Raw genomic sequence first — 24,743 nt, 5'->3', positions numbered from 1 at the left:
GTGAGTGTCATCCATTAAATCAATTCTCTTATCGTATCGACTCTTTCCCATTCAGGGAAAGAATCGATAAACTTCAATGCATTTTCCATTTCTTTTTCACTGGACGCCCTGGTAGAAGACACGGTGACAATGGCTATTCTCGTTCTTTGCCATACATCCTGGTGATCTATTTCAGAAACAGCTACATTATATTTCTGTTTTAATCGAGTAAGCACTCTCTGTAATACAGCTCTTTTCTCTTTTAAAGAGTGAGAATCATGAATCATGCACTCACATTCAACATATGTGATCATTTACGAGTGATTTCCTCCATAACATAGGCTTCGATAACATCGCCTTCTTTAACATCATTGAAGTTTTTGATCGTAATTCCACATTCATATCCTTTTGCAACTTCCTTCGCATCATCCTTGAAGCGTTTTAGAGCATCAAGCTCGCCTTCAAAGATTACGACGCCATCACGGATCAGACGTACGCCAGAGTCGCGAGAAATTTTACCTTCTGTTACATAGCTTCCCGCAATCGTACCAACTTTAGACACTTTAAATGTCTGGCGAACTTCTGCCTGACCAATAATCTTTTCTTCAAATTCAGGATCAAGCATCCCTTTCATTGCTGCTTCAATTTCTTCCATCACTTTATAAATGATGCGGTGTAAACGGATTTCTACACCTTCTGCATCAGCAGCACGCTTCGCATTTACATCCGGGCGCACATTAAATCCAATGACAATTGCATTCGATGCGGATGCAAGAGTGATGTCAGACTCATTGATAGCCCCTACACCAGTGTGAATGATGTTAATTTTTACACCTTCTACTTCAATTTTCAGCAATGAAGCAGCCAAGGCTTCTACAGAACCTTGTACGTCTGCCTTAAGTACAAGGTTAAGGTCCTTCATTTCACCTTGTTTCATTTGTTCAAATAAAGTCTCAAGGCTTACTTTGGATTTTTCGCCACGCTGGGCCTGAAGGGCTTGAGAAGCACGGGCTTCACCAACGGAACGTGCCGTTTTCTCGTCTTCAAATACGACAAAACGATCCCCTGCCTGAGGTACATCATTAAGACCAGTGATTTCAACCGGTGTAGATGGCCCCACTTCTTTAACACGGCGGCCAAGATCATTAACCATCGCTCGAACACGGCCGAATGTGTTTCCTACTACAATCGGATCTCCGACTTTAAGTGAACCATTTTGCACCAATAAAGTAGCTACAGATCCGCGGCCCTTATCCAACTGGGCCTCGATGACTGTACCAAGTGCAAGACGCTCTGGATTTGCTTTCAGCTCTTCCACTTCACTTACAAGGACAATCATCTCAAGAAGGTTATCAATACCTTCTCCCGATAACGCTGATAGTGGAACGAAAATGGTGTCTCCACCCCAAGCTTCAGGTACAAGCTCATATTCTGTCAGTTCCTGCATGACACGGTCCGGGTTAGCTGCTTCCTTGTCCATTTTATTCACAGCAATGATGATAGGCACTTCAGCAGCCTTTGCGTGATTGATTGCTTCCACAGTCTGAGGCATGACACCATCGTCTGCTGCAACCACAATGATTGCGATATCCGTTACTTGAGCACCGCGGGCACGCATTGTAGTGAAGGCAGCATGTCCAGGAGTATCAAGGAAAGTGATTTTCTTTCCTTCCACTTCTACTTGATAAGCACCGATATGCTGTGTAATCCCACCTGCTTCGCCTGCTGTCACCTTCGTATTACGGATTGAATCAAGAAGTGTCGTTTTACCATGGTCGACGTGACCCATGATCGTTACAACTGAAGGACGCTCCTTCAATTGATCTTCAGCATCTTCAGTGAAGTACACACCAAGGTCTGTCGTATCGATTTTGATTTCTTCTTCAACCTCTACTCCGTATTCACCGGCAATCAATTCGATTGAATCTTTATCAAGTTCCTGGTTGATCGTTGCCATAACGCCAAGCATGAATAGCTTCTTGATGATTTCAGAAGGCTCTTTATGAAGTTTCTTGGCAAGTTCAGCAACCGACAATGATTCAGAGAAAGTGATCTTTGAAGGAAGCTCCTTCTTCTTGGCAGGCTGCTGCTGTTGCTGCTGTGGAGCCTGCTTGAAGTTTTTATTAGGTTTATTGTTTCTGTTATTTTTATTTTTTTTGTTGTTGTTATTGTTATTATTATTGAAAACTTTCTTCTCCTTTGATTGGGACTGCTGTTCGTGTTTTTTCCCTTCACGGTTTTTAGGGGCAGACTTCACCTTGCCCATGTTAGGGGAATTTTCTTCTTTAGCAGAGTTTTGTTTTTGACCGGAATTTTTTTGAGCTGACTTGTTTCCCTGCTCTTTTGCATTTGAATTACCGGAAAACATCGAATCTAATTTTTTCACCGTGTCGTCTTCTATTGTTGCCATATGATTTGATACCTCAATATTCAATTGCTTTAATTTAGAAATAACATCTTTGCTTGAAACATTATATTTTTTTGCATATTCATAAACACGCGTCTTGCTCATATGTTCACCCCCATTGAGATTCAATCGAGCATTTCAGATAATTTATCGGCAAATCCTTTATCGGATAAAGCTACAACCACCCTGGCTTCTTTTCCTATCGAATTACCGAGGATATATCTGTCTTCCACAAACCTGACCGGCACGTGATAAGATTTGCATTTATCTGTGACCTTCTTGTGTGTGTTTGCGGAAGCATCTTTGGAAATCAGGACAAGCTTTGCTCTTCCGCTCCGGACTTCCTTTATCACCAATTCTTCACCTGATATAATCTTTCGTGCCCGATTCGCCAACCCTAAAAGTGACATCCAACGATCTTGTTTCATACGCTAAACGTTACTCCTTCTCTACAAGACTTATCAATTCATCATAAATGGAATCGTCTATCTTTGCTTGTAATTGATTGGCTAAAGTATTTTTCTTTTTCGCCTGTAAAATGACTTCTTTATCCTTTGAAAGGTAAGCACCGCGCCCTGACTTCTTGCCTGTTGGGTCAATCGATACTTCTCCTTCTTTTGAGCGGACAATCCGTATCATTTCTTTCTTTGGTTTCATTTCTCCAGTTGCTACACATTTGCGCAATGGAATCTTTTTACTGCTCATGATTTTCACCTCTTACTCTTGATCATCGAAATCAATATTCAAAGGTTCGTTATCATACTCTTCTTCTTCATCTTGAGGAAGGAATGCTTCTTCACGAGGATAGAGTCCAAGTTCACGTGCATCTGTTTCACTCTTGATATCAATCTTCCAATTTGTCAATTTAGCCGCGAGACGTGCATTCTGCCCTCGTTTACCTATGGCAAGTGAAAGTTGATAATCAGGTACGACCACTCTGGTTGCTTTGTCTTCTTCATTCACTTGGACATCCAGTACTTTTGATGGACTCAAAGCATTCGCGACAAATGTAACCGGATCTTCTGACCACTGTACAATATCTATCTTCTCGCCTTTTAATTCATTGACAATGGCCTGTACACGTGCTCCTTTTGTCCCGACACACGCTCCAACCGGATCGATCTCGGAATTTTCAGCATGGACGGAAATCTTGGATCGGTCGCCGGCTTCACGAGCTACCGATTTGATTTCTACCGTACCGTCGAAAATTTCAGGAACTTCAATCTCGAATAAACGTTTTAATAAGCCTGGGTGAGTACGGGATACAAAGATTTGAGGACCTTTTGTCGTTTTTTCGACCTTTGTGATAAATACTTTAATCCGGTCATGAGGTTTATACGTTTCATTAGGCATTTGTTCACTCACAGGAAGGAGCGCTTCAATCTTGCCCAAAGCTACATAAATGAATCGATTGTCCTGGCGCTGCACGATACCTGTCATGATATCCTCTTCACGATCGACAAACTCAGAATAAATGATCCCGCGTTCCGCTTCCCTTACACGTTGTGTAACAACTTGTTTGGCTGTTTGAGCAGCAATTCGTCCGAAATCTTTAGGTGTAACCTCTAATTCCACTACATCGCCGACTTCATAGCTTGGGTTGATTTCCCCGGCATCTTCAACTGAAATTTCAAGACGGGAATCAAAGACTTCCTCAACGACTTCTTTACGGGCGAATACCCGCATGGTGCCGGTTTCAAGGTTAAGGTCAACACGGACATTCTGTGCTTGATTAAAGTTTCTTTTATAAGCTGAAACCAAAGCTGCTTCAATTGCTTCAATGATCACATCTCTTGCGATGCCTTTTTCTTTCTCTAAAACAGTTAGAGCATCTAATAACTGAGTGCTCATGGTGGTGTCATCCCCCTTTATTATACGGTTGTATCCTTTTAGAAAGTAACAGCTAATCTTGCGATCGCAACTTTATCAGCAGGAATTTCAACCTTCTTTTTTCGTGTTTTGATTGTTACTTCCAATACAATTGTTTCTGAAGAATAGGATAGCAACGTTCCTTCAAAAGCTTTTTCCCCACCAATCGGTTCATACGTTTTTACGTAAACATTCTTTCCGATTGATTTTTGAAAATCCTTTTCATTTTTCAAAGGACGTTCTGCACCTGGTGAAGAGACTTCCAGGAAATAATTGTGTGTGATTGGATCGATTTCATCCAGCTTCTCACTTAATCGTTCGCTGACCATTCCGCATTCTTCAATGTCAACACCTGAATCCTTATCGATGAAAACACGGAGGAACCAATTGGAACCTTCCTTTACGTATTCCATATCAATGAGTTCTAATGACATGTCATCTAGAATAGGTGTGACAAGTTCTTCTACTAGTGTAATAATTTTGCTCATACTTACCTCCTGGTCTATATGAAAATCTTGCACCAAGACTAGAAATAATCGTTAAAAATCCCCATGTAATAACGAAAGAGTGGGGTGCGACCCCACTCTTTTGCTTTAGAGCTATCTTTAGTATTTCCAATAAAAATATACCATAATCCACATTTTTATGCAAACAATTCCCATCATACAGGGCTAGAAGAGGGATAATTGGTTTTTATCCGGCAAGCTTTCCAGGCACCCATGATTGTCCAGGTACTCAATAATGGTCTTGGAAACACGCCCTCTTTGCTGAAGATCCTCTTTTGAAAGGAACTCGCCATCTTCACGTGCTTTGACGATATTGATAGCCGCATTTGTACCCAAACCAGGTATGGAATTGAACGGAGGTATTAAAGAATCCCCATCGATAATGAATTCAGAAGCGTGGGAACGATAAAGATCGACTTTTTGAAATTTATAGCCACGCTCACACATCTCGAGTGCAAGCTCCAAAACAGTAAGTGTATTCTTTTCCTTAGGTGAAGCATCGAGGCCCTTGCTGTTGATCTCCTCTATCTTTGCTCGCACTGCCTGAGAACCCCTCACCATGGCTTCAATATCAAAGTCTTCCGCCCTGACTGTAAAGTATGCAGCATAATATAGCAGAGCATGATGGACTTTGAAATAAGCGATTCTGACTGCCATAAGTACGTAGGCTGCAGCATGGGCTTTCGGGAACATGTATTTAATTTTCAAACAGGAGTCGATATACCAATCAGGTACTCCATTATTCTTCATTTCATCTACCCATTCATCCTGAAGACCTTTCCCTTTACGCACGAATTCCATGATCTTAAACGCCAGGGATGGTTCCAGTCCCTGATAAATAAGATAAACCATAATATCATCACGACAGCCGATAACCTCACTCAGGTTACATATATTGTTGTGAATCAGCTCCTGCGCATTCCCCAGCCACACATCCGTACCATGTGAAAGTCCTGAAATTTGGACAAGCTCCGAGAATGTTGTCGGTTTTGTATCTTCAAGCATCTGCCGGACAAATCGAGTTCCGAACTCGGGAATACCAAGCGTTCCCGTCTTACACATGATTTGCTCCTCTGTAACTCCCAGGGACTCAGTTCCACTGAATATCTTCATCACTTCAGGGTCGTCAGTCGGGATCGTTTTCGGATCGACCCCGGATAAATCCTGGAGCATGCGGATGACAGTCGGGTCATCGTGACCAAGAATATCGAGCTTCAACAAGTTATCATGAATCGAATGGAAATCAAAGTGTGTCGTTCTCCATTCTGAGTTTTTGTCATCTGCAGGGAATTGGATCGGGGAAAAGTCAAAGATATCCATATAATCCGGTACAACGATGATCCCCCCCGGATGCTGACCCGTCGTACGCTTGACACCTGTACAGCCGCTGACCAGCCTGTCGATTTCAGCTCCCCTTATTTGGAGTGCATTGTCATTTGCATATCCCTTTACATATCCGTAGGCTGTTTTTTCAGCAACTGTACCGATCGTTCCTGCACGATAAACATTATCTTCCCCGAACAATACTTTCGTGTAATTATGTGCCTGAGGCTGGTATTCACCTGAAAAGTTCAAATCGATATCGGGAACTTTATCTCCTTTAAAACCAAGGAAGGTTTCAAAGGGAATATCATGCCCATCTTTTTTATATGCGTGTCCGCAATCCGGACAGTCTTTATTCGGAAGATCAAATCCGGAACCTACAGATCCGTCATCAAAGAACTCCGACTTCTTACATGCCGGGCAAACATAATGCGGCGGCAGCGGATTCACTTCGGTTATTTCCGTCATTGTCGCAACAAAGGAAGACCCGACAGATCCACGTGAACCTACAAGATAGCCATCATCCAGGGACTTCTTTACAAGTTTATGAGAGATCAAGTAGATCACGGCGAATCCATGTCCGATGATACTCTTTAACTCCTTTTCAAGCCTTGCTTCCACGATTTCAGGGAGTTCATCCCCATAAATGCTCTTTGCCATCGCATAACTCATCCGGCGCATTTCTTCGTCGGCACCTTCGATCTTAGGTGTATACAAATCGTCCTTGATCGGCTTGATTACTTCGACCATATCTGCGACCTTATTAGAATTCTCGACGACAATTTCTTTCGCCTTTTCCTTACCCAAGAAGGAAAAACAATCAAGCATCTCATTGGTTGTCCTGAAATGCACGTCAGGGAGGGTATGGCGGTTTAAAGGATTTGCCCCGCCCTGAGAACCAACAAGGATCTGCCGGTAAATTTTATCCGTTTCATTTAAATAATGGACATTTCCTGTTGCTACAACGGGCTTGTTGATCTTTTCTCCAAGCTCGACGATATTCTTGATGATGTCTTCAAGGTTCTTTTGGCTCTGCACAAGGTCAAGCTCGATTAAGTGCTGATAAACCTCTTTAGGGTGTACCTCTAAATAATCATAGAAATGAGCCGTCTCCTCCACTTCGGCTATCCCTTTCTGCATCATCCCTTCAAAGACTTCACCTTTATCACAGCCTGATCCCACCAAAATGCCGCTACGGTACTTCTGCAGCTGTGACCGGGGAATTCGCGGGACCCTGTAAAAGTAATGCATATGTGAAATGGATACCAATTTGTACAGGTTCTTAAGTCCTTCCTCATTTTGGGCAATCAACGTACAGTGATATGGCCTTGAGCGTTTATAGGCATCCCCCTTCCCCATATAATCATTTAATTGATTATGGTTGGTTATGCCTTTTTCAAACGCATCTTTCAGCATCTTTAGCAGAAGATATCCGGTAGCTTCCGCATCATAGATCGCACGGTGATGCTGGGTTAATTCCACATCGAATTTCTTGGCAAGCGTGTTCAACCGATGGTTTTTAAACTGCGGATACAATAATCTCGCAAGCTCTAACGTATCGATAACCGGATTGGCAGCTTTCGGGAGGCCTGCCTTTTGGTATCCTGCATTGAGGAAACCCATGTCAAAGGAGGCATTGTGAGCGACCAGAATATCGTCCCCCACCCATTTATGATAATCGTGAAGAACGTCATTGATTTCTGGTGCATTCTGGACCATATCATCCGTAATGCCTGTTAAATCGATCGTAGTGGCGGACAGCGGATGATGAGGATTTGCGAAAGATTCAAATCGATCGATGATTTCGCCATCTTTTATCTTCACGGCTGCAAGCTCGATGATGGTGTCATAAACTGCTGAAAGACCCGTCGTTTCAACATCGAAAACTACATAAACGGCATCTTCCAATGGGCGGTCGGTTTCGTTGTAACCGATCGGGACCCCATCGTCCACCAGATTAGCCTCAATCCCATATAAAACCTTAATATCATTTTTCTTACTCGCATTAAAAGCCTCCGGGAACGATTGAGCGACTGCATGGTCTGTAATCGCTATTGCTTTATGTCCCCATTTCTTTGCCTGTGCCACAAGACTGGAGACAGAACTCACCGCATCCATTTGACTCATAGGTGAATGCATATGAAGTTCCACTCTTTTCTCCTCAGAAGGTGCAGTATCAAGTCGGAGGACAGGTTTAATTTCGTTCACATCATTTGCAATCATGACCAGATCCCTGACAAAGGTATCGTTCTGGATACTTCCCCGGCAGCGGACCCACATTCCTTTTTTCATATTATTCATGACAGCCGCATCCTCTTTGTCCCTTGAAAACATCTTGACGAGAATCGAGCTGGTATAATCTGTCACTTTGAAGGTTAATAGAGTTCTGCCGCTTCTAAGTTCCCTCGTTTCACAGTCGAAAACGTAACCTTCGATTGCAATCCGTCTCTCTTCGTCATAAATTTCTTCAATCTTCCTGAAGTCTGCGTCATCCTTAATGGAAAGACCAAGCATGAATGGACCGCTTGGAGCATCAGATGCTTCTTCTTTTTCCGCTTTTTCCATTTCGATAAGAGCCTGCTTCGCTCTCTCTTGGTCTTCTTTCATCTTCTCTTCAAGGAATTTTTCATAATCATTATTCTGCTCCTCGATTTGAGCAACTTCAGCATCGAGAATCAATTTGGGAAAACCGAAATTCTCGAATGCAGAAGAAATGATTTCTCCATACTTTCGTTTCAATTGTGCCGCTTCCGTATCGTTAGATGCTTTAACGATAATTTTGTTTCCGATTATTTCAGGTTTTTGAGTATTGAGAAGTTTTAACAGCGGAGGAGAAATCCCCTGAATCTCTTTTACACATTCACTCCAATAATCGAGGATCGATTGTTCCGTTACATCCATATTAAGCACCTTCAAGCTGAAGGTGACATTGGCTATATGCTTGAACGACGTTTGAAGAGCCATTGAAAAGCGGCTCCACACTTTGCATGGGATCATTTCTTCCAACGTAAAATAGAAGTGCCATTTTCTCTCGCTTCGATAGACGGCAAGCTTTTCTATTTCTGCATTGTTGAAGTACTTTACGAATGCATCTTCTGTCAGCCCTAATTGCTGCAATAACAATTGAAATCTCTCTTTTTTGCCGAGGGGCTTTTCATCCATTTGTTTTTCCCCCATTTCTATATATTATTTGTTCCATTCAAAACCGAAGAAAAGGGCTGATACTAAGGATCATTGCTTCCCTAAAGGATCAGCCCTTTTTATTAAGATAGTGTTTCGAATAAACCGGTCAGGGTGGATAACAGTTCATCTTTGTGAACTTCCAGCATCTCGCCCGTTTTTCTTACCTTAATTTCCACGATGCCTTCAGACGCTTTCTTTCCGACCGTAATACGTACAGGGAGTCCAATCAAGTCAGAATCCGCAAATTTCACACCCGGACGTTCGGCACGATCATCCATAAGTACATCATAACGATTCTTTTTAAGCTCTTCATAAAGTTCATGAGCTACAGCTGATTGATGTTCGTCCTTAAGGTTGATCGGAATCAGGTGAAGATCGTAAGGGGACAGGTTAGATGGCCATACAAGACCATTATCATCGTTGAATTGCTCTGCCACCGCTGCAAGTGTACGTGAAACCCCGATACCATAGCAGCCCATGATGATTGATTGTGCACGTCCATTCTCATCCAGGAAGGTACTGTTCATGGCATCAGAATACCTTGTTCCCAGCTTAAATACATGTCCTACTTCTATACCTTTTGCAAAGACGATTGTTCCTTCGCCATCAGGTGAAGGGTCTCCCTCTTGAATGAAACGCAAGTCTCCGTATTCGGAAACCTGGAAGTCACGATCTGGGTTCACATTGATCAGATGATATCCTTCCACGTTAGCACCTGCTACACCATTACGAATATATTTCACAGCCTGGTCAGCTACAATCTTCACATTATCTGCCAGCGAACAAGGACCGATCGAACCGACCTCGCAGCCAAGAATTTCTTTTGTTTCTTCAGCCGTAGCCAGTTCTACCACATCTGCATTCATAAAGTTCTTTACCTTTATGTCATTTATTTCGTGATCACCGCGGGATAGAATAAGTACAAATTCTTCATCTACTTTAAATAGTAGTGATTTAATACAGTTCTCTTCACCGGACTCGAGGAAAGATGCTACTTCCGCTATTGTTTTTACATCAGGGGTAGATACTTTTTCCACGTCCTTCATTTCTTCTTCAGATTGTGAATATGAATCAATCACTTCAGCCATTTCAATATTTGCGGCATATGTGGATTGATTCGAATAAGCAATCGTGTCTTCACCAACTTCGGATAGAACCATGAATTCATGAGTATCTTTTCCGCCCATTGCTCCGGAATCGGCAATGACCGCCCTGAAATTCAGGCCGCACCGCTTAAAGATATTCGTATATGCTTGAAATATTTGTTCATACGTCTCGTCAAGGCTTTCTGCAGAAGAATGGAAAGAGTAAGCATCTTTCATCACAAATTCCCTTCCTCGCAGCAAACCAAAGCGCGGACGTTTTTCATCACGGTACTTCGTTTGGATTTGATAAAGGGTGAGCGGAAGCCGCTTGTAAGACTTAATTTCATCCCTGACAATACTTGTAATCATTTCTTCATGGGTGGCACCGAGCGCAAACTCCCGTTCATGACGATCATTCATACGCATCAACTCAGGACCATATGTGCCCCATCTCCTTGATTCTTTCCATAATTCAGAAGGTTGGAGAGCAGGCATCAGGAGCTCTGCTGCACCGACAGCATCCAATTCTTCACGTACGATTTCTTCTACTTTTTTCAGGACCTTTTTCCCTAAAGGGAGAAAACTGTATATCCCGCTAGCATTTTGTCTAATATAACCTGCCCGCAGCAAAAGCTGATGACTCTTGATTTCCGCGTCTGCCGGAGTCTCTCTAAGGGTAGGGATCAAAGTATTACGTTGCTTCATTTATTAGCACCTCGGTTACCAGATATTATTTATTAAAAAAGTTATATGTAAATCATAAGAAAAGAACGGAGATACACTCTCCATTCTCATCTCTATTTTAGCGTAAATGAACAGGCAGTACTACCCTCAGTTTTTAGTTGTTTGAGGTAGAAACTGCCTGAACATCCTTCTATAACCTTTCGATTGAAAAGTATATCTTATAAAAAGAATCGTTGTATATCGTTCCAAGTAACGACCAGCATCAGCACCATAAGAAGAGCAAATCCAACAAAATGGACCATCCCTTCCATCTGGCGGTCAACCGGCTTTCCACGTACGGCTTCTATGGCAAAGAAAAGGAGCCTTCCGCCGTCAAGAGCAGGTATAGGCAGTAAATTCATAATCCCTAAATTGATGCTCAAAATGGCTGCCCATCTCATCAAATAAAAGATTCCGGATTTAGCTACTACATCTGTCGACTGATAAATCCCTACCGGCCCTGATAAAGCATCAATGGAGAACTCACCTGATACAAGTTTACCCAGCAGGACAAAAATCATTTTGGTCCATTCATAGGTTTGCTCTGCACTATTCGTCACAACCTTCAATGGAGACTTTTCAACCGGGCTGTGAACCCCGATGATCCCAATTTCCTTGCCCTCTATTTCCTGAGGCTTAGGTGTGACAGAAATCTCCTCGGTGGTGCCTCCGCGTTCAACAGTGAACTTCAGTTCATCTCCAGGATGCTTCTGAATGACCGTCACGATGTCTTCCCACGTGGATATCTCCTTGCCATCAATGCTTTGAACGATATCGTTCTTTTGGAGTCCAGCTTCTTTGGCTGCACCGTCCTCTGTCAAATTCCCAAGGACAGGATCATTGGTTGGCACCCCTTGCAGCAGTCCTACCAGTAAAAAGATAAAGAATGCCAGAATGAAGTTGAACAGCGGACCGGCAAAAATGGCCATCGCCCGTTTAGGAAGTGACTTAGAAGCAAACTGTCGGTCCCATGGTGCTATTTGTGTTTCCACACCATCTTCAACAAATACCGCTTCACGTGAAATTTCAAATTTCTTAATAACTTCTTCATCTTCTTCGTATCCTCGAATGTAAAGCCGGTGCTCTAAATCTGCATCTTCGACTTCGATCACACGGATATTCGGATAGCGGTCTTTATTATTCAGGACGATCTTCTTTATCTTTTCATCCTGGTCCAGAATTAGACCGATTCTATGTCCAGCTTTCAGTTCTACCATTTCCGGGTCTTCCCCCGCCATCCGGACGAAACCGCCCAGGGGCAGAAGTCTAATCGTGTACGTCGTTTCGTCCTTCTTGAAAGAAAACACTTTAGGACCAAAGCCTATCGCAAATTCACGGCATAATATCCCGGCACGCTTAGCGAAGATTAAGTGGCCTAGTTCATGAAAAAATACTAATGCACCAAAAATAACGATAAAGGCAATTACTGTTTGCAAATAAAAAACCACCTTTTTATAAACCTGATATTCTCAGGCCTGATAAGTACAACTTTAACGGGAAAATATATCTCTTTAAATAATACTACGTCGATGTACATGCAATCATGCACAAGCCTGCTATTTAAATCCACTTGGAAACGGTTGATCTCGTCTTTCTATCGATCTCGCGAATGGTCTCTAAATCAGGATTCTGTATTACTTCATGTTCATTCAATGCTCTTTCTATGAACTCTTCTATTCCCAGGAATGAGACTTTGTTTTCCAGGAATAATGCCACCGCCGCTTCATTGGCTGCATTTAACACAGTTGTCATACTGCCCCCTGTGCGGCCAGCTTCATAAGCAAAACCAAGGCACTTGAAGCGCTCTAAATCCATTTTCTCAAAATGCAGTTGACCTATCTCCGCCAGATTCAATCGTTTTCCTTCAGGCCGGTGCAAGCGGTCGGGATATGTCAGTGCATATTGGATGGGCACTCGCATATCAGGTGTTCCAAGCTGAGCCATGACAGAAGTGTCATGGAATTGAATCATCGAATGGATAATACTCTCCCTGTGCTGTAAAACATCAATTTTATCGTAAGGGATATCGAATAGCCAATGTGCCTCAATTACTTCAAGCCCTTTATTCATCATGGATGCTGAATCAATTGTAATTTTGGCACCCATTGACCAATTGGGATGATTAAGAGCTTCTTTAACCGTTACCCCGACCAGTTCATGTCTTTTGCGGTCCCTGAAGCTTCCCCCGGATGCGGTAATGATCAGTTTTTCAATGTTTTTTTCTTGTTCCCCTTGCAGTGCCTGAAAAATGGCAGAATGCTCACTGTCGACAGGTAATAAGGCCACACCCTTTTTACTGGCTGCCTCCATTACAATGTGACCTGCAGTCACAAGTGTTTCTTTGTTGGCGATCGCTATTGTTTTCCCAGCTTCGATCGCCTGCAGCGTCGGGTAAAGACCTACGCTTCCAAGTACTGCATTCACAAGGACATCCGAGTCCTGATGGCATGCTACCTGTACTAATCCTTCTTCGCCGAAAAGAACCTTTACACTTGAAGGTATCTCTTTTCGCAGCATCTCAGCATCTTCTTTCCTTTGTACAGAAACAAGGGATGGATTGAATTCCGAAATCATCTTCCTTGCACCATCTATATTCATGCCTACCGAAAACGCAGTCAATTTAAACTCTTCGGGGTGTTCTCTGATTACGTCCAGAGTTTGGGTCCCTATTGAACCTGTGGCCCCCATTAAACTAATTTTCTTCAAAACTTACACTCCTCCCAAGGCGCCCCTCCATCGTTTTATAAAAGGAAATAAAGAAGGGGTAAAACAAATAAAAGACTGTCAAACCGATCCAGCATTCCTCCATGGCCCGGTAATAAATGACCCGAATCCTTCACTTTATAATGGCGCTTTAAAGCGGACTCAACCAAATCACCCATTTGTCCAAATATGGATAGTATGGCGGTTACGACGATAAGCTTAGGAATCGACATTTCCAGGTCGCTGAAGAATGTCATGATCACTCCCACGATAATCGCGCATACCACCCCGCCTAGAAACCCTTCAACTGTCTTATTGGGACTGATATGTGGCCAGAGTTTCTTCTTGCCGATGGCTTTACCAATGAAGTATGCACCTGAATCAGTCGCCCAGATGATGAACAGGGCATAAAAAACAAACTGCACGCCCTCTTCCAAACGAATTTCCATAAAGTAAAAGTAGCCGATTCCGACATAAAGTATGCTCAATAACGAAAAAGCTACATCGTCAAACGTAAAACGATTTTTCGTGATGACCGTATAGGTTAGAAAAATCAAGACGGCAAAAAATGACAGCTCAATCTTTGAATAGCCAATATAGCTGATGACTCCTATGTACATATCGGGTATTAAAAACACCCAAAGTATTGCCAGGGATATTAAACCTGGTATGGAATAGATTTTGTAACCTCTCATCTTCAATGCTTCATATAGACTCACTGAAGCGATCAAATACATCAATATGATAAAAGGGGATTTACCATAAAGAATAATAGGTAGAAAAACAGCTGCTGCAACAATTGCAGTAATGATTCTTTGTTTCATTATGATTCCTCACTTTGTATCCCGCCGAATCTTCTTGAACGACCTTGATATGCTTCGATTGCCTCAACTAGTTGTTCTTTACCGAAATCAGGCCATAAACATTCTGTAAACCAGAATTCAGTATAAGCTAACTGCCACAGCATAAAATTGCTCAATCGGATTTCACCGCTGGTACGGATCAGCAGATCTGGATCTTTCAATTCTTTCGTCATCAAATAATTTGAAAATACTTCCTCATTTAATTGTTTTTCATCTAGTATACCATTTTGCACGTCTTTTAAGACATGTTTGATGGAATCGAGTATTTCTGCACGGCTTCCATAATTCAAGGCGAAATTCAGGATAAGTCCGTCGTTTTCTTTCGTCGCTTCGATCGCTTTGTTAACTGCCCTTAAGGTATGTGGCGGGATTGCTTCTTTCGTTCCCATCATCTTCACCTGTACATTTTCTTCTATCAATTCAGGCAGGAAGGTACCAAGAAACTCCTCAGGAAGCTTCATCAGAAATTCTACTTCCATCTTTGGCCGTTTCCAGTTCTCTGTCGAAAATGCATATAAAGTCAAAGCTTCTATACCCAACTCATTAGCCAGTTTAGTTATTCTCCGAACACACTTCATCCCTTCATGGTGCCCTGCCACTCTCGGGAGAGCTCTTTTCTGGGCCCAGCGTCCATTTCCATCCATGATGATAGCAATATGCCCGGGTACGGGATGCTTTAATAATTCCTGGAAGCGCTCATCAACATCTTCATTATTTTGTTGTCGTTTCCATTGTTTAAGCTTGTTTAGCATAAAATTTCCTCCACCAACAATCCAAAAAATATTTACCTTTACTATCATATCAAAAAACAATGAAGATATCTTCAAGAAAATACGTGGTGCTTTATTCTTTACTTGAGGTACAAGGTTGAATATAAACTAAATCCCCTCTTAAACTCCGCAGTTGATTTCCGTGCAAGACTCCGCTTTCCGCGGGCGGCCGGTGAGCCTCCTCTACTTATTGGCGGGGGAGGAATTGTCCAGCTGCAGGGCTTAGACGCACATGTCATAAGCCAAACCGAACAAGAAGGCAAAGAGCTCCTTCCAGGCCGATTCGACTTATGCCACACGCCTCTCTTCAAAGCCCTTCCGCTTTTCTGATAGGAGTCTGCGTCTTGCACTCCAGTCAACTGCTGGATCCGGTTAATAACAACATTAACCTTAAACTGATCCTATTTAGGACTTCTATTTCTCCGATATGGAATCGGACATCTTCTCAATATGTTATAAGGAAATGATGGTTATGTATGGAAAAGAGGCTGTCCCATAAGGAATATGAGTTCACTTATAGGCCAGCCCCTTAAATTATGATAGTTGAATTAAACTTCTAAGATTTCTTTTTCTTTTTCCTTAGAGATACTATCGATTTTTGCGATGCTCTCATCAGTAGCTTTTTGAACATCGTCAGAGAAACCGCGAAGATCATCCTCTGTGATGTCCCCATTTTTCTCTTTTTTCTTTAAATCGTCATTTGCATCACGACGGATGTTTCGGATCGCAACTTTTGCATCTTCCGCTTCTTTCTTCACCAGTTTAACCAGATCTTTACGGCGCTCTTCTGTCAATGCAGGGATTACGATGCGAAGGATATTACCGTCACTTGTCGGCGTTATTCCCAAATCTGATTTTAGAATTGCTTTTTCGATATCACCCAAAGCGGATTTGTCATACGGCTGGATAACCAGCATTCTTGCTTCTGGTATAGAAATACCGGCCAGTTGATTAACAGGTGTTGGAGCACCGTAGTAATCTACTGTGATCTTATCAAGTAAAGATGCATTGGCTCTACCCGCACGGATACTCGCCAATTCACGAGAAAATGTTTGAATGGCTTTCGTCATTCTTTCGTTGGCATTTGCAATAATCGTATTTGGCATTATGCTTTCCCCCTAACTATTGTACCGATGTTTTCACCAGTAATGGCTCTCTTGATATTTCCGTCTTCCATTATTGAGAATACAATAAGTGGAATATCATTGTCCATACATAGTGATGAGGCAGTTGAATCCATAACTGCTAGGCCTTCCTTAAGAACATCAAGGTAAGACAATTCTTCGTACTTTACTGCCGATTCGTCTTTCTTAGGATCTGCAGAATAAACTCCGTCGACATTGTTTTTCGCCATCAGGATCACTTCAGCCTCAATTTCAGCCGCACGGAGAGCTGCTGTAGTATCTGTAGAGAAGTATGGATTACCCGTACCTGCAGCAAAGATGACAACTCGTTTTTTCTCTAAATGACGAATCGCTCTCCTTCTGATGTAAGGCTCTGCAACTTGACGCATATCAATCGAAGTCTGAACACGTGTTTCAATCCCGATTTGTTCCAGGCTGTCCTGTAGTGCAAGGGAATTCATGACGGTCGCAAGCATCCCCATATAGTCTGCTGATGCACGATCCATTCCCATTTCACTACCTATTTTACCACGCCAGATGTTACCTCCGCCAACAACAACGGCTACTTCCACGCCAAGCTCGGCGATTTCTTTCACTTCTTCTGCCACGTTTTTAATAACTGAAGGGTTGATTCCGAAGCCGTCATTTCCTGCCAAAGCCTCTCCACTCAGTTTAAGAACGACACGTTTGTATTTAGGAACGCTCATGGGAACCTCCATATGTAGTAGAATTTTTCTTGAAAAATAGGGAACACACTAGGTGTTCCCTACTAAAAATGTTATGACTTTCTTAATACGATTACTTCTTAACTTGGCTCATTACTTCTTCAGCGAAGTTATCTTGACGCTTTTCAAGACCTTCTCCTACTTCGTAACGGATGAAGTCAGTCAAAGTAGCTTTGTTAGACTCAAGATATTGACGTACCTTTTGATCTGGATTCTTAACGAACGCTTGATCAAGGATACAAACATCTTCAAAATACTTCCCTAGGCGGCCTTCGACCATTTTTTCAACGATATTTTCAGGCTTGCCTTCGTTAAGTGCTTGTTGTTTAAGGACTTCACGCTCACGCTCTACTTCTTCTGCAGATACTTGGTCACGTGAAACATATTTAGGGTTTAAAGCAGCTGCGTGCATTGCAACGTCTTTCGCTACATTTGCATCCGTTGTACCTTCAACAACAGAAAGAACAGCGATACGGCCGCCCATGTGCAGGTACTCACCAAATGCTGCATTATCGCCTTTAGTGCGGATTTCGAAACGGCGCAAAGTGATTTTTTCACCAATTTTTGCAATTGCAGTGTTGATGAATTCAGTAACTGTAGAACCGTTTTTCATCTTTTGATCCATCGCTTCTTCTACTGAAGCTGGTTTTTCAGCTAATAAATGCTCTGCAAGTTCGCTAACTAAGTTTTGGAAGTTTTCGTTTTTCGCAACGAAATCTGTTTCTGCATTCACTTCAAGGATGATAGCAGTGTTACCTTCACTTGTGATGAATGTAGTTCCTTCAGCCGCGATACGGTCAGCTTTTTTAGCTGCTTTCGCAATCCCTTTTTCACGAAGGAAATCAATTGCTTTGTCCATATCTCCGTCAGTTTCTGTTAACGCTTTTTTACAATCCATCATTCCAGCGCCAGTTTTTTCACGAAGTTCTTTAACCATTTGTGCAGTAATTGCCATAGTGGGTTTCCTCCTTAGATTAACTATGTAGACTAAAATCTCCTTATACAGTCAGTAGTCAGTATGGGCGATTGGGCCATATTTGATTCCATATCCCGCAAAGAGATCCGTCATAAAAACGATGTCCCTTGGATAAAGGGCACCGATTGGTCATACTCTTTAAAAAAAGGTGATAAGGGTAAGTCCCTCTTATCACCTTCTCTTTAAATTACTCAGCTGCTACCGCTGCTTCTTCACCTTGCTTAGCTTCTAAAATAGCATCTGCCATTTTACCTGTAAGAAGCTTGACTGCACGGATCGCATCGTCATTCGCAGGAATGACAACATCGATTTCATCCGGGTCACAGTTCGTATCAACGATACCCACGATAGGGATATTTAATTTACGAGCTTCTGCTACAGCAATGCGCTCTTTACGAGGGTCAATGATGAATAATGCATCAGGCAGTGTGTTCATATCTTTGATTCCGCCTAGGAATTTAACTAAGCGCTCATGTTCTTTCTTAAGTTGAACAACTTCCTTCTTAGGAAGTACTTCAAACGTTCCGTCTTCTTCCATCTTTTCGATTTGTTTAAGACGTGAAATACGCTTTTGGATTGTTTCGAAGTTAGTAAGTGTTCCACCCAACCAGCGTTGGTTGATGTAATACATACCAGCACGTTCTGCTTCTTCTTTAACAGACTCTTGTGCTTGCTTCTTAGTACCTACGAAAAGAACTTTACCGCCGTTACCAGCTAATTCTTTCACGAAGTTATAAGCTTCTTCTACCTTCTTAACAGTCTTTTGAAGGTCGATGATGTAGATGCCGTTACGCTCAGTGAAGATGTATCTCTTCATTTTTGGGTTCCAACGGCGAGTTTGGTGTCCGAAATGTACACCAGCTTCTAGTAATTGTTTCATAGAAATTACTGACATGTGTGTTTCCTCCTAATGGTTTTAAATTTTCTCCTCCGTTTCTGTCATCTTGGAGCGGAAACTATCGTTTTGAATAGCACCATCCACTCAATCGAGAAACGTGTGTAATCACACCATGAATACTATAGCATACCTCTTTTACCCAAGCAAGAACTTCTTATGTTTTTTGATTAAATTTTAATAGAAGTTCAATTTCTGTTTTCCCTTTTCCAAGTCTTTTTGCAATTTCTTCAATAGAAAGTCCATTTTTCTGAAGGGTGAGAACTTGAGCGATCAACGACTTCTCCTCATGCACACCATGATCATCGGGAACAAGCGGCGTCCATCCTCGATCGTCGTTTTCCTTTTCGAATGCCGGTCTCTTATACGCTTTAGAAGCATTCAGACGATTATTGGCCATTGAGGCCGGATGTGGTGTTTCAGAGGATTCATACTTTGTCTGGGGCTCTGAAATATTTTCTTGGACAGAAAATCCTTTTTTACTACTATGCATGCTTTTAATAAATGCTTCATTTTCTTCTTTCATTTCAATAAGGTACGTAGAGATCGTCTCTTCCATCTCCTGGATCATCTTCCCCTGCCGTTTTTCAAGATCGATGAATCTGTTCTGCCTTGTGTAAAGGATGATGACGGCAAGGAGGCAGACAATGTTGAGCAGAAACGATATAAAAAATAAAAAAGTGGTCATGAAATCACCCGTTCATTGGAATATGGCTTTGTTTTTGAATGAGAAATGTCTGTTACACGCACTAGCAAATTTTACAGACCAATTAAAAAGACTGCCCTCTACAATATTCTTACAGGAACAGCCTTACTGTTTTTATACAGCTAACCAGAGTAATCAATCTTTCTTCCTTTGTAAGGGTGGGGATCTGACTTTTTTTCATCTGAAATTGAATCCCGCTGCCGGTTGTCTTGATATGGTTCGTCACCCTTATCTTTGTCCCTATGAAGTCCGGCTTTCCCTTTTTGATCGATTCCTGTTGCGGTTTGTCTTTTCTTTTTCAATTCCTTTTCCATTTCAAGCCCTGCAGCACTCTGGGACACAAGATTGTGGACATTATGCTGTTCCGCTTTTTTAGACGCATCAAATGTCCTCGGAAGCGCGATTTGCATTTCAATGGCTTTTAAACTCATATATCGTCCCTCATTCCAGAAAAGGTTACGAGCTAAGCAAGTGACGCAATTTAAAAATGGCCTTAGAATGTATTTGTGAAATTCTGGAGGTGGAAAGTTTCATGATTTCCCCTATTTCTGTAAGGGTTAATTCTTCTTTATAGAATAAACTTAACACAAGTTGTTCCTTTTCTGAAAGCTTCCCGATGGTCTGTTCCAACTCTATCAGCCTCTCACCCTTTAAAACTTCCTCTTCCGGTGAAATTGTCTTATCATCCTTCAAGGAATACGTCCCAGTATCATGATCTTCATCCGTAAGCTGGTCATCCATGGATAGTACATTTGCAAAGAAGTGTTCATTCGTTGTCTTATATACATCCTCCGGAGACATCTCCAATTCCGTGGCAACTTCTTCTGCAGTGACATGCCGAAGAAACCTTTGTTCAAGTTCGACCATCTTCGCTTCAATTCTCTTAGCTTTATCCCTGGTGGATCTGGGGAGCCAATCTTCTTTCCTGAGTCCGTCAAGAATGGCCCCTCTTACCCGAAAAGAAGCATACGTATCAAACTTCAAATCTCTGGAAGGATCAAACTTTTGAAGGGCGTCGAGTAATCCCATCAACCCAAGACTTTTAATATCTTCTCTCGAGACGTTTTTCGGCAGTCCGACTGAAATTCGGGCAACATGATAGGATACTAAAGGCATATATTTCTTCACCAACAGATCACCAGCTTGTGTATCCCGGTTCGATATCCATCTATCCCAATAGTATTGTTCTTCGGTTCGAGCGGGTTGCTGAGACATAAGACTCCTCCTCCTGAAATTTTTTTGGGGTGATATTATAACTTTTTAGTTCCTTCATTCACGGTACGGACCTGAAGAGTACTATCAGGAACAAAAAATTCAATTGTTCTCCCTTTGTTGCCTCCTACATCTTCTCCAATGATCGGAATATTATTTTTCAGCAGTACTTCTCTCACTGCTTCTACATTTCGGGGACCTATTCTCATGATTTCACTCTTTGATGAAATCTGAAACATTTGCGCCCCACCTGCCATTTTACATTTCAGCCTAGGCAGAGCCGCCCCCATATCCCTCAACCTGCGTATCAGCTCTTCCACTCCTGAATCTGCATATTTAGCTGCATTCAGCGGTTTTTCTTTAGCAATCGCAGAACTTGGAAGCATGACATGTACCATTCCGGCTATTTTCATGTAATCGTCAAATAAAACGACACCCACACAAGAGCCTAGTCCCGAGGTGCGGATTGAACCACTTTCCCTCACTGTATTCATATCCGCGATACCGACTTTAACGACAGACTGAAATTCAATCATCCCTGAACACCGAGGGATTGAAAGATGATGTCCAGGGAATCGGGATCAGGCAGCAGGAAGAAGTGTCCATTCACACTGCCTGAATCTTCTGCCAAGTCTTTAATAGCAGTATCGATTACAATCGCATAATCACTCACCTGTGAGATCTCAATTAACCCGAAACCGATGATTGCCCCTGCCATATCAATTGACAGTGAAGGAACAGACGGATACAAGTTGAGTTGTGTAAAATCCGATAATGACGATAAATAAGATCCAGAGAGAATATTTCCTAATTCCTGCATTGCTGAAAGACCCAATTCGGATGGAGGCGACGCATGAAAAGAGAAGTTTTCGTCATGGGTCATAAATTTAATAAATGCTGTTGCCTGTTCAAGAGAAAGGATGAAAAACATGCTTCCGGGAGCATCTCCTTCAATCCGCAGAAAAACACTGACCACCACATTATCAGCCCCCCCTGCCATTTCCATTATTTGATCAAAAGAAACAATTTTCACGCGGGGTACTTTCATATCTATTTGTCTATCCAATAGTATAGAAAGGGCGGTGGCTGCATGGCCAGCACCGATATTACCAATCTCTTTTAAAATATCGAGATGCATAGAGTTGACTTTTTGTTCATATCCCATATGTTTTTCTCCTATAATGTCTGAAGGATCTTGTCCAAATGGAGTAAGATCAGCAACCTTCTGTCTTTCTTTACTACACCGCCTATATACTCATCCTCCACCGCACCGACTACTTCAGGAGGAGGTTCGATGGCATCTTTGGAGACATCCAGAACATCATTAGCTGCATCCACAATCAGACCGACTTCTTTATCTTGGTGACCTGCAATGATGACCCTTGTACTTTCGGAAGTATCAGCGGGCGTTAATCCGAACTTGGACCTTAAGTCGATGATGGGAGTCACAACTCCCCGCAAATTAATGACACCTCTCACATATGCCGGGGTTTTAGGGACTCTGGTAATATACTGCAGTTTCTCGATCGACCGCACTTGATTGACAGGAATGGCATATTCTTTATCCATCAATTGAAACACGATAAGTTTCATGTCTTCCGTTAAAACAGTCATCTCACTCATTCCATCTACCTCCTATTTAATTAATGCATTGCAATCAACAATCAATGCTACCTGTCCATCTCCAAGAATGGTGGCACCGGAAATGGCAAATACATCGGTTAAATAATTGCCTAATGATTTTAAGACGATTTCCTGCTGTCCGATAAATGAATCTACAACCAGCCCGGCCATCTTTTCCCCTTTTCGTACAATGACAGTGGAATAGAATTCCTCATCCGTTTTTTCTTTTGGTACATCAAAAACATCCTCAAGAAATACCAGAGGCACTACTTTCCCTCTGAAATCGATTACTCTTTGGTTATGCGCATTCATAATCTCATCTTTTTTCACAATGGCTGTTTCAATAATTGACGATAACGGTATTGCGTATTTTTCTTTCTCGATTTCTACAAGCATCACCGAAATGATAGAAAGTGTTAACGGCAGCTGAATGGAGAATAATGAACCATTCCCTTCCGTCGAATCGATTGTGATCGATCCTCCAAGCGACTCGATCGTTGCTTTCACTACATCAAGTCCAACTCCCCTGCCGGAAATATCAGAAATTTGTTCTGCCGTAGAAAAACCGGAGGCTAAAATCAGCTCATAGATTTGACGATCTGTCAGTGTTTGTGCAGTTTCTTCACTGACAATTCCTTTTTGGACCGCTTTTTCCAGAACCCGTTGTGTATTGATGCCAGCACCGTCATCTTCAAGTTCAATGAATACATGATTTCCGCTATGATAAGCTTTCAGCTTGACTGTTCCTTCTTCAGGTTTGCCATTTTTCATGCGGATTTCCGGCTTTTCTATCCCGTGGTCGATTGCATTGCGGATCAAGTGGACCAACGGGTCGCCAATTTCATCGATGACCGTACGATCCAATTCTGTCTCAGCCCCGATGATTTCAATGTTAATCTTTTTATTCAAATCTCTTGCAAGCTGACGCACCATACGTGGAAAGCGATTAAATACTGTTTCTACCGGAACCATCCGCATATTCAGGATGATATTTTGCAGGTCACCCGATATGCGCGTCATTCTTTCAACCGTTTCATTTAATTCAGGATTATCAAGGTCTTTTGATATCTGTTCCAGCCTGCCTCGGTCGATAACCAGCTCTTCGAATAGATTCATCAATATATCCAAACGCTCGATGTTCACACGAATCGTTTTATTGGATGTCGTTGACTTTGAGGATTCTTTGGGAGCATTTGAATCTTTCACAGGCTTTGCTGGTTTTACAGTGGCGTTCTCTGTATGGATCTCCTTCTTTTCCTCTTCTGTTGTATGCACCCTATTGCGGCTTTGCAGATTTTCAGGTGTTACTTCTGTTACGTCTACTTTTTCAACCTCCGACACCTTCATAATTTTCTTCTCGAGGTCATGGGAGTTTTCATTTGTAACGATTGTCACTGTAAAAGATTGATCGAACTGTTCTTCTTCAAGCTTATCTACTGTAGGCTCTGATTTAATTACTTCTCCGATTTTTTCCAATACTTCAAAAACCATAAATACTCTTGCTGCTTTCAAAAGGCAATCTTCTCTTAAAGACACGACAAGCTCATAACAATGCATTCCCAATTCATAAGATTGCTCAATGACAGTCTGTTCGTAAGCTTCATACTCAATTGCAGCCTTCTCTTCAACCAATGCAGATGCTGTCTCTTTATGGGCAATCGCCTGTGAAGATAAATCTTCCCCATTTTCGATTGCCTGCAGCATCGCTACTACTTCTGTTACATCTCTCTTTCCGTCCCCTCCACCTGAGATGGAAAGGACCATTTCTTCGAGATCATCCACGGATTTAAATACAACATCGAGAATTTCAGGAGTAACATTTATTTTTTCATTTCTGATCCCATCAAGGACATTCTCCATTTTGTGAGTAAGGTTTGCCAGATCTTCGTAACCCATCGTTGCAGACATGCCTTTCAACGTATGGGCTGCACGAAATATTTCATTTACGATTGATAAATCCTCAGGATTTTTTTCAAGTTCAAGCAATTGCTCGTTGCAGGTTTGCAAATTTTCTTTACTTTCCTCTATAAAGACTTCTAAATATTGACTCATTTCCATGTGCTCCACACCT

The 24,743-nt window shown here is 42.1% G+C and carries 23 protein-coding genes; all 23 read right to left on the bottom strand.

Translation table 11 applies throughout. The features are described from left to right. Positions 1-14 precede the first annotated feature (14 nt). On the bottom strand, positions 15-293 hold the full coding sequence (locus ACUXV2_RS07285; RefSeq protein ID WP_446246357.1) for a DUF503 domain-containing protein: 279 nt from the start codon (positions 291-293) through the stop codon (positions 15-17). Then, on the bottom strand, positions 290-2,491 hold the full coding sequence (infB, locus tag ACUXV2_RS07280) for a translation initiation factor IF-2 (protein WP_446246356.1): 2,202 nt from the start codon (positions 2,489-2,491) through the stop codon (positions 290-292). Before infB ends, ACUXV2_RS07285 begins: the two co-directional genes overlap by 4 nt. 20 nt (positions 2,492-2,511) lie before the next feature. Then, entirely contained in the window at positions 2,512-2,814 is a 303-nt protein-coding gene (locus ACUXV2_RS07275) for a YlxQ family RNA-binding protein (protein WP_446246355.1), read from the bottom strand. A 10-nt stretch (positions 2,815-2,824) separates the two neighbouring features. Next, positions 2,825-3,094, bottom strand: coding sequence for an RNase P modulator RnpM (gene rnpM / locus ACUXV2_RS07270; RefSeq protein WP_446247014.1), 270 nt, complete (start codon positions 3,092-3,094; stop codon positions 2,825-2,827). A gap of 9 nt (positions 3,095-3,103) precedes the next feature. Continuing rightward, entirely contained in the window at positions 3,104-4,237 is a 1,134-nt protein-coding gene (gene nusA / locus ACUXV2_RS07265) for a transcription termination factor NusA (protein ID WP_446246354.1), read from the bottom strand. 38 nt (positions 4,238-4,275) lie between these two features. Then, the gene (gene rimP, locus ACUXV2_RS07260; protein WP_446246353.1) at positions 4,276-4,743 is read right to left on the bottom strand and encodes a ribosome maturation factor RimP; all 468 of its coding nucleotides are present in this window, start codon (positions 4,741-4,743) and stop codon (positions 4,276-4,278) included. Between the two features lie 183 nt (positions 4,744-4,926). Beyond that, positions 4,927-9,246: a PolC-type DNA polymerase III gene (locus ACUXV2_RS07255; RefSeq protein WP_446246352.1), complete on the bottom strand. Its 4,320-nt coding sequence runs from the start codon at positions 9,244-9,246 to the stop codon at positions 4,927-4,929. Between the two features lie 101 nt (positions 9,247-9,347). Continuing rightward, the gene (locus tag ACUXV2_RS07250) at positions 9,348-11,057 is read right to left on the bottom strand and encodes a proline--tRNA ligase (protein ID WP_446246351.1); all 1,710 of its coding nucleotides are present in this window, start codon (positions 11,055-11,057) and stop codon (positions 9,348-9,350) included. Between the two features lie 197 nt (positions 11,058-11,254). Next, the gene (gene rseP, locus ACUXV2_RS07245; RefSeq protein WP_446246350.1) at positions 11,255-12,511 is read right to left on the bottom strand and encodes an RIP metalloprotease RseP; all 1,257 of its coding nucleotides are present in this window, start codon (positions 12,509-12,511) and stop codon (positions 11,255-11,257) included. A gap of 124 nt (positions 12,512-12,635) precedes the next feature. After that, positions 12,636-13,781, bottom strand: coding sequence for a 1-deoxy-D-xylulose-5-phosphate reductoisomerase (locus ACUXV2_RS07240; protein ID WP_446246349.1), 1,146 nt, complete (start codon positions 13,779-13,781; stop codon positions 12,636-12,638). 35 nt (positions 13,782-13,816) lie between these two features. After that, positions 13,817-14,602: a phosphatidate cytidylyltransferase gene (locus ACUXV2_RS07235; protein ID WP_446246348.1), complete on the bottom strand. Its 786-nt coding sequence runs from the start codon at positions 14,600-14,602 to the stop codon at positions 13,817-13,819. Next, positions 14,602-15,393 carry an isoprenyl transferase gene (locus ACUXV2_RS07230; protein ID WP_446246347.1) on the bottom strand — a complete coding sequence of 264 codons (792 nt, stop codon included), beginning with the start codon at positions 15,391-15,393 and terminating at the stop codon, positions 14,602-14,604. The genes ACUXV2_RS07235 and ACUXV2_RS07230 overlap by 1 nt, the downstream gene beginning before the upstream one ends. Before the next feature lie 566 nt (positions 15,394-15,959). After that, complete coding sequence (frr, locus tag ACUXV2_RS07225; protein WP_446246346.1) at positions 15,960-16,517, bottom strand: ribosome recycling factor; 558 nt, start codon at positions 16,515-16,517, stop codon at positions 15,960-15,962. After that, entirely contained in the window at positions 16,517-17,242 is a 726-nt protein-coding gene (pyrH, locus tag ACUXV2_RS07220; RefSeq protein WP_032088806.1) for a UMP kinase, read from the bottom strand. The genes frr and pyrH overlap by 1 nt, the downstream gene beginning before the upstream one ends. Positions 17,243-17,333: 91 nt before the next feature. Further along, positions 17,334-18,215: a translation elongation factor Ts gene (gene tsf, locus ACUXV2_RS07215; protein ID WP_446246345.1), complete on the bottom strand. Its 882-nt coding sequence runs from the start codon at positions 18,213-18,215 to the stop codon at positions 17,334-17,336. A gap of 208 nt (positions 18,216-18,423) precedes the next feature. Further along, a complete protein-coding gene (gene rpsB / locus ACUXV2_RS07210; protein ID WP_071617860.1) occupies positions 18,424-19,131 on the bottom strand; it encodes a 30S ribosomal protein S2 in 708 nt (235 codons plus the stop codon). A 157-nt stretch (positions 19,132-19,288) separates the two neighbouring features. Then, positions 19,289-19,819, bottom strand: coding sequence for a DUF6115 domain-containing protein (locus ACUXV2_RS07205; protein ID WP_446246344.1), 531 nt, complete (start codon positions 19,817-19,819; stop codon positions 19,289-19,291). A 140-nt stretch (positions 19,820-19,959) separates the two neighbouring features. Continuing rightward, the gene (locus tag ACUXV2_RS07200) at positions 19,960-20,268 is read right to left on the bottom strand and encodes a hypothetical protein (RefSeq protein WP_446246343.1); all 309 of its coding nucleotides are present in this window, start codon (positions 20,266-20,268) and stop codon (positions 19,960-19,962) included. A gap of 25 nt (positions 20,269-20,293) precedes the next feature. After that, complete coding sequence (locus ACUXV2_RS07195; RefSeq protein ID WP_446246342.1) at positions 20,294-21,052, bottom strand: FliA/WhiG family RNA polymerase sigma factor; 759 nt, start codon at positions 21,050-21,052, stop codon at positions 20,294-20,296. A gap of 35 nt (positions 21,053-21,087) precedes the next feature. Beyond that, entirely contained in the window at positions 21,088-21,585 is a 498-nt protein-coding gene (locus ACUXV2_RS07190; RefSeq protein ID WP_446246341.1) for a chemotaxis protein CheD, read from the bottom strand. Next, positions 21,582-22,214, bottom strand: coding sequence for a chemotaxis protein CheC (locus ACUXV2_RS07185; protein WP_446246340.1), 633 nt, complete (start codon positions 22,212-22,214; stop codon positions 21,582-21,584). The genes ACUXV2_RS07190 and ACUXV2_RS07185 overlap by 4 nt, the downstream gene beginning before the upstream one ends. 11 nt (positions 22,215-22,225) lie before the next feature. After that, positions 22,226-22,672, bottom strand: a complete 447-nt coding sequence (locus ACUXV2_RS07180; protein WP_446246339.1) for a chemotaxis protein CheW — start codon at positions 22,670-22,672, stop codon at positions 22,226-22,228. Between the two features lie 12 nt (positions 22,673-22,684). Next, on the bottom strand, positions 22,685-24,730 hold the full coding sequence (locus tag ACUXV2_RS07175) for a chemotaxis protein CheW (RefSeq protein WP_446246338.1): 2,046 nt from the start codon (positions 24,728-24,730) through the stop codon (positions 22,685-22,687). Positions 24,731-24,743: the final 13 nt, after the last annotated feature.

The organism is Rossellomorea sp. NS-SX7 (genome assembly GCF_052828565.1).
Note: the sequence above shows the minus strand (reverse complement) of the source record. Positions and strands in the feature narration are given on the sequence as shown.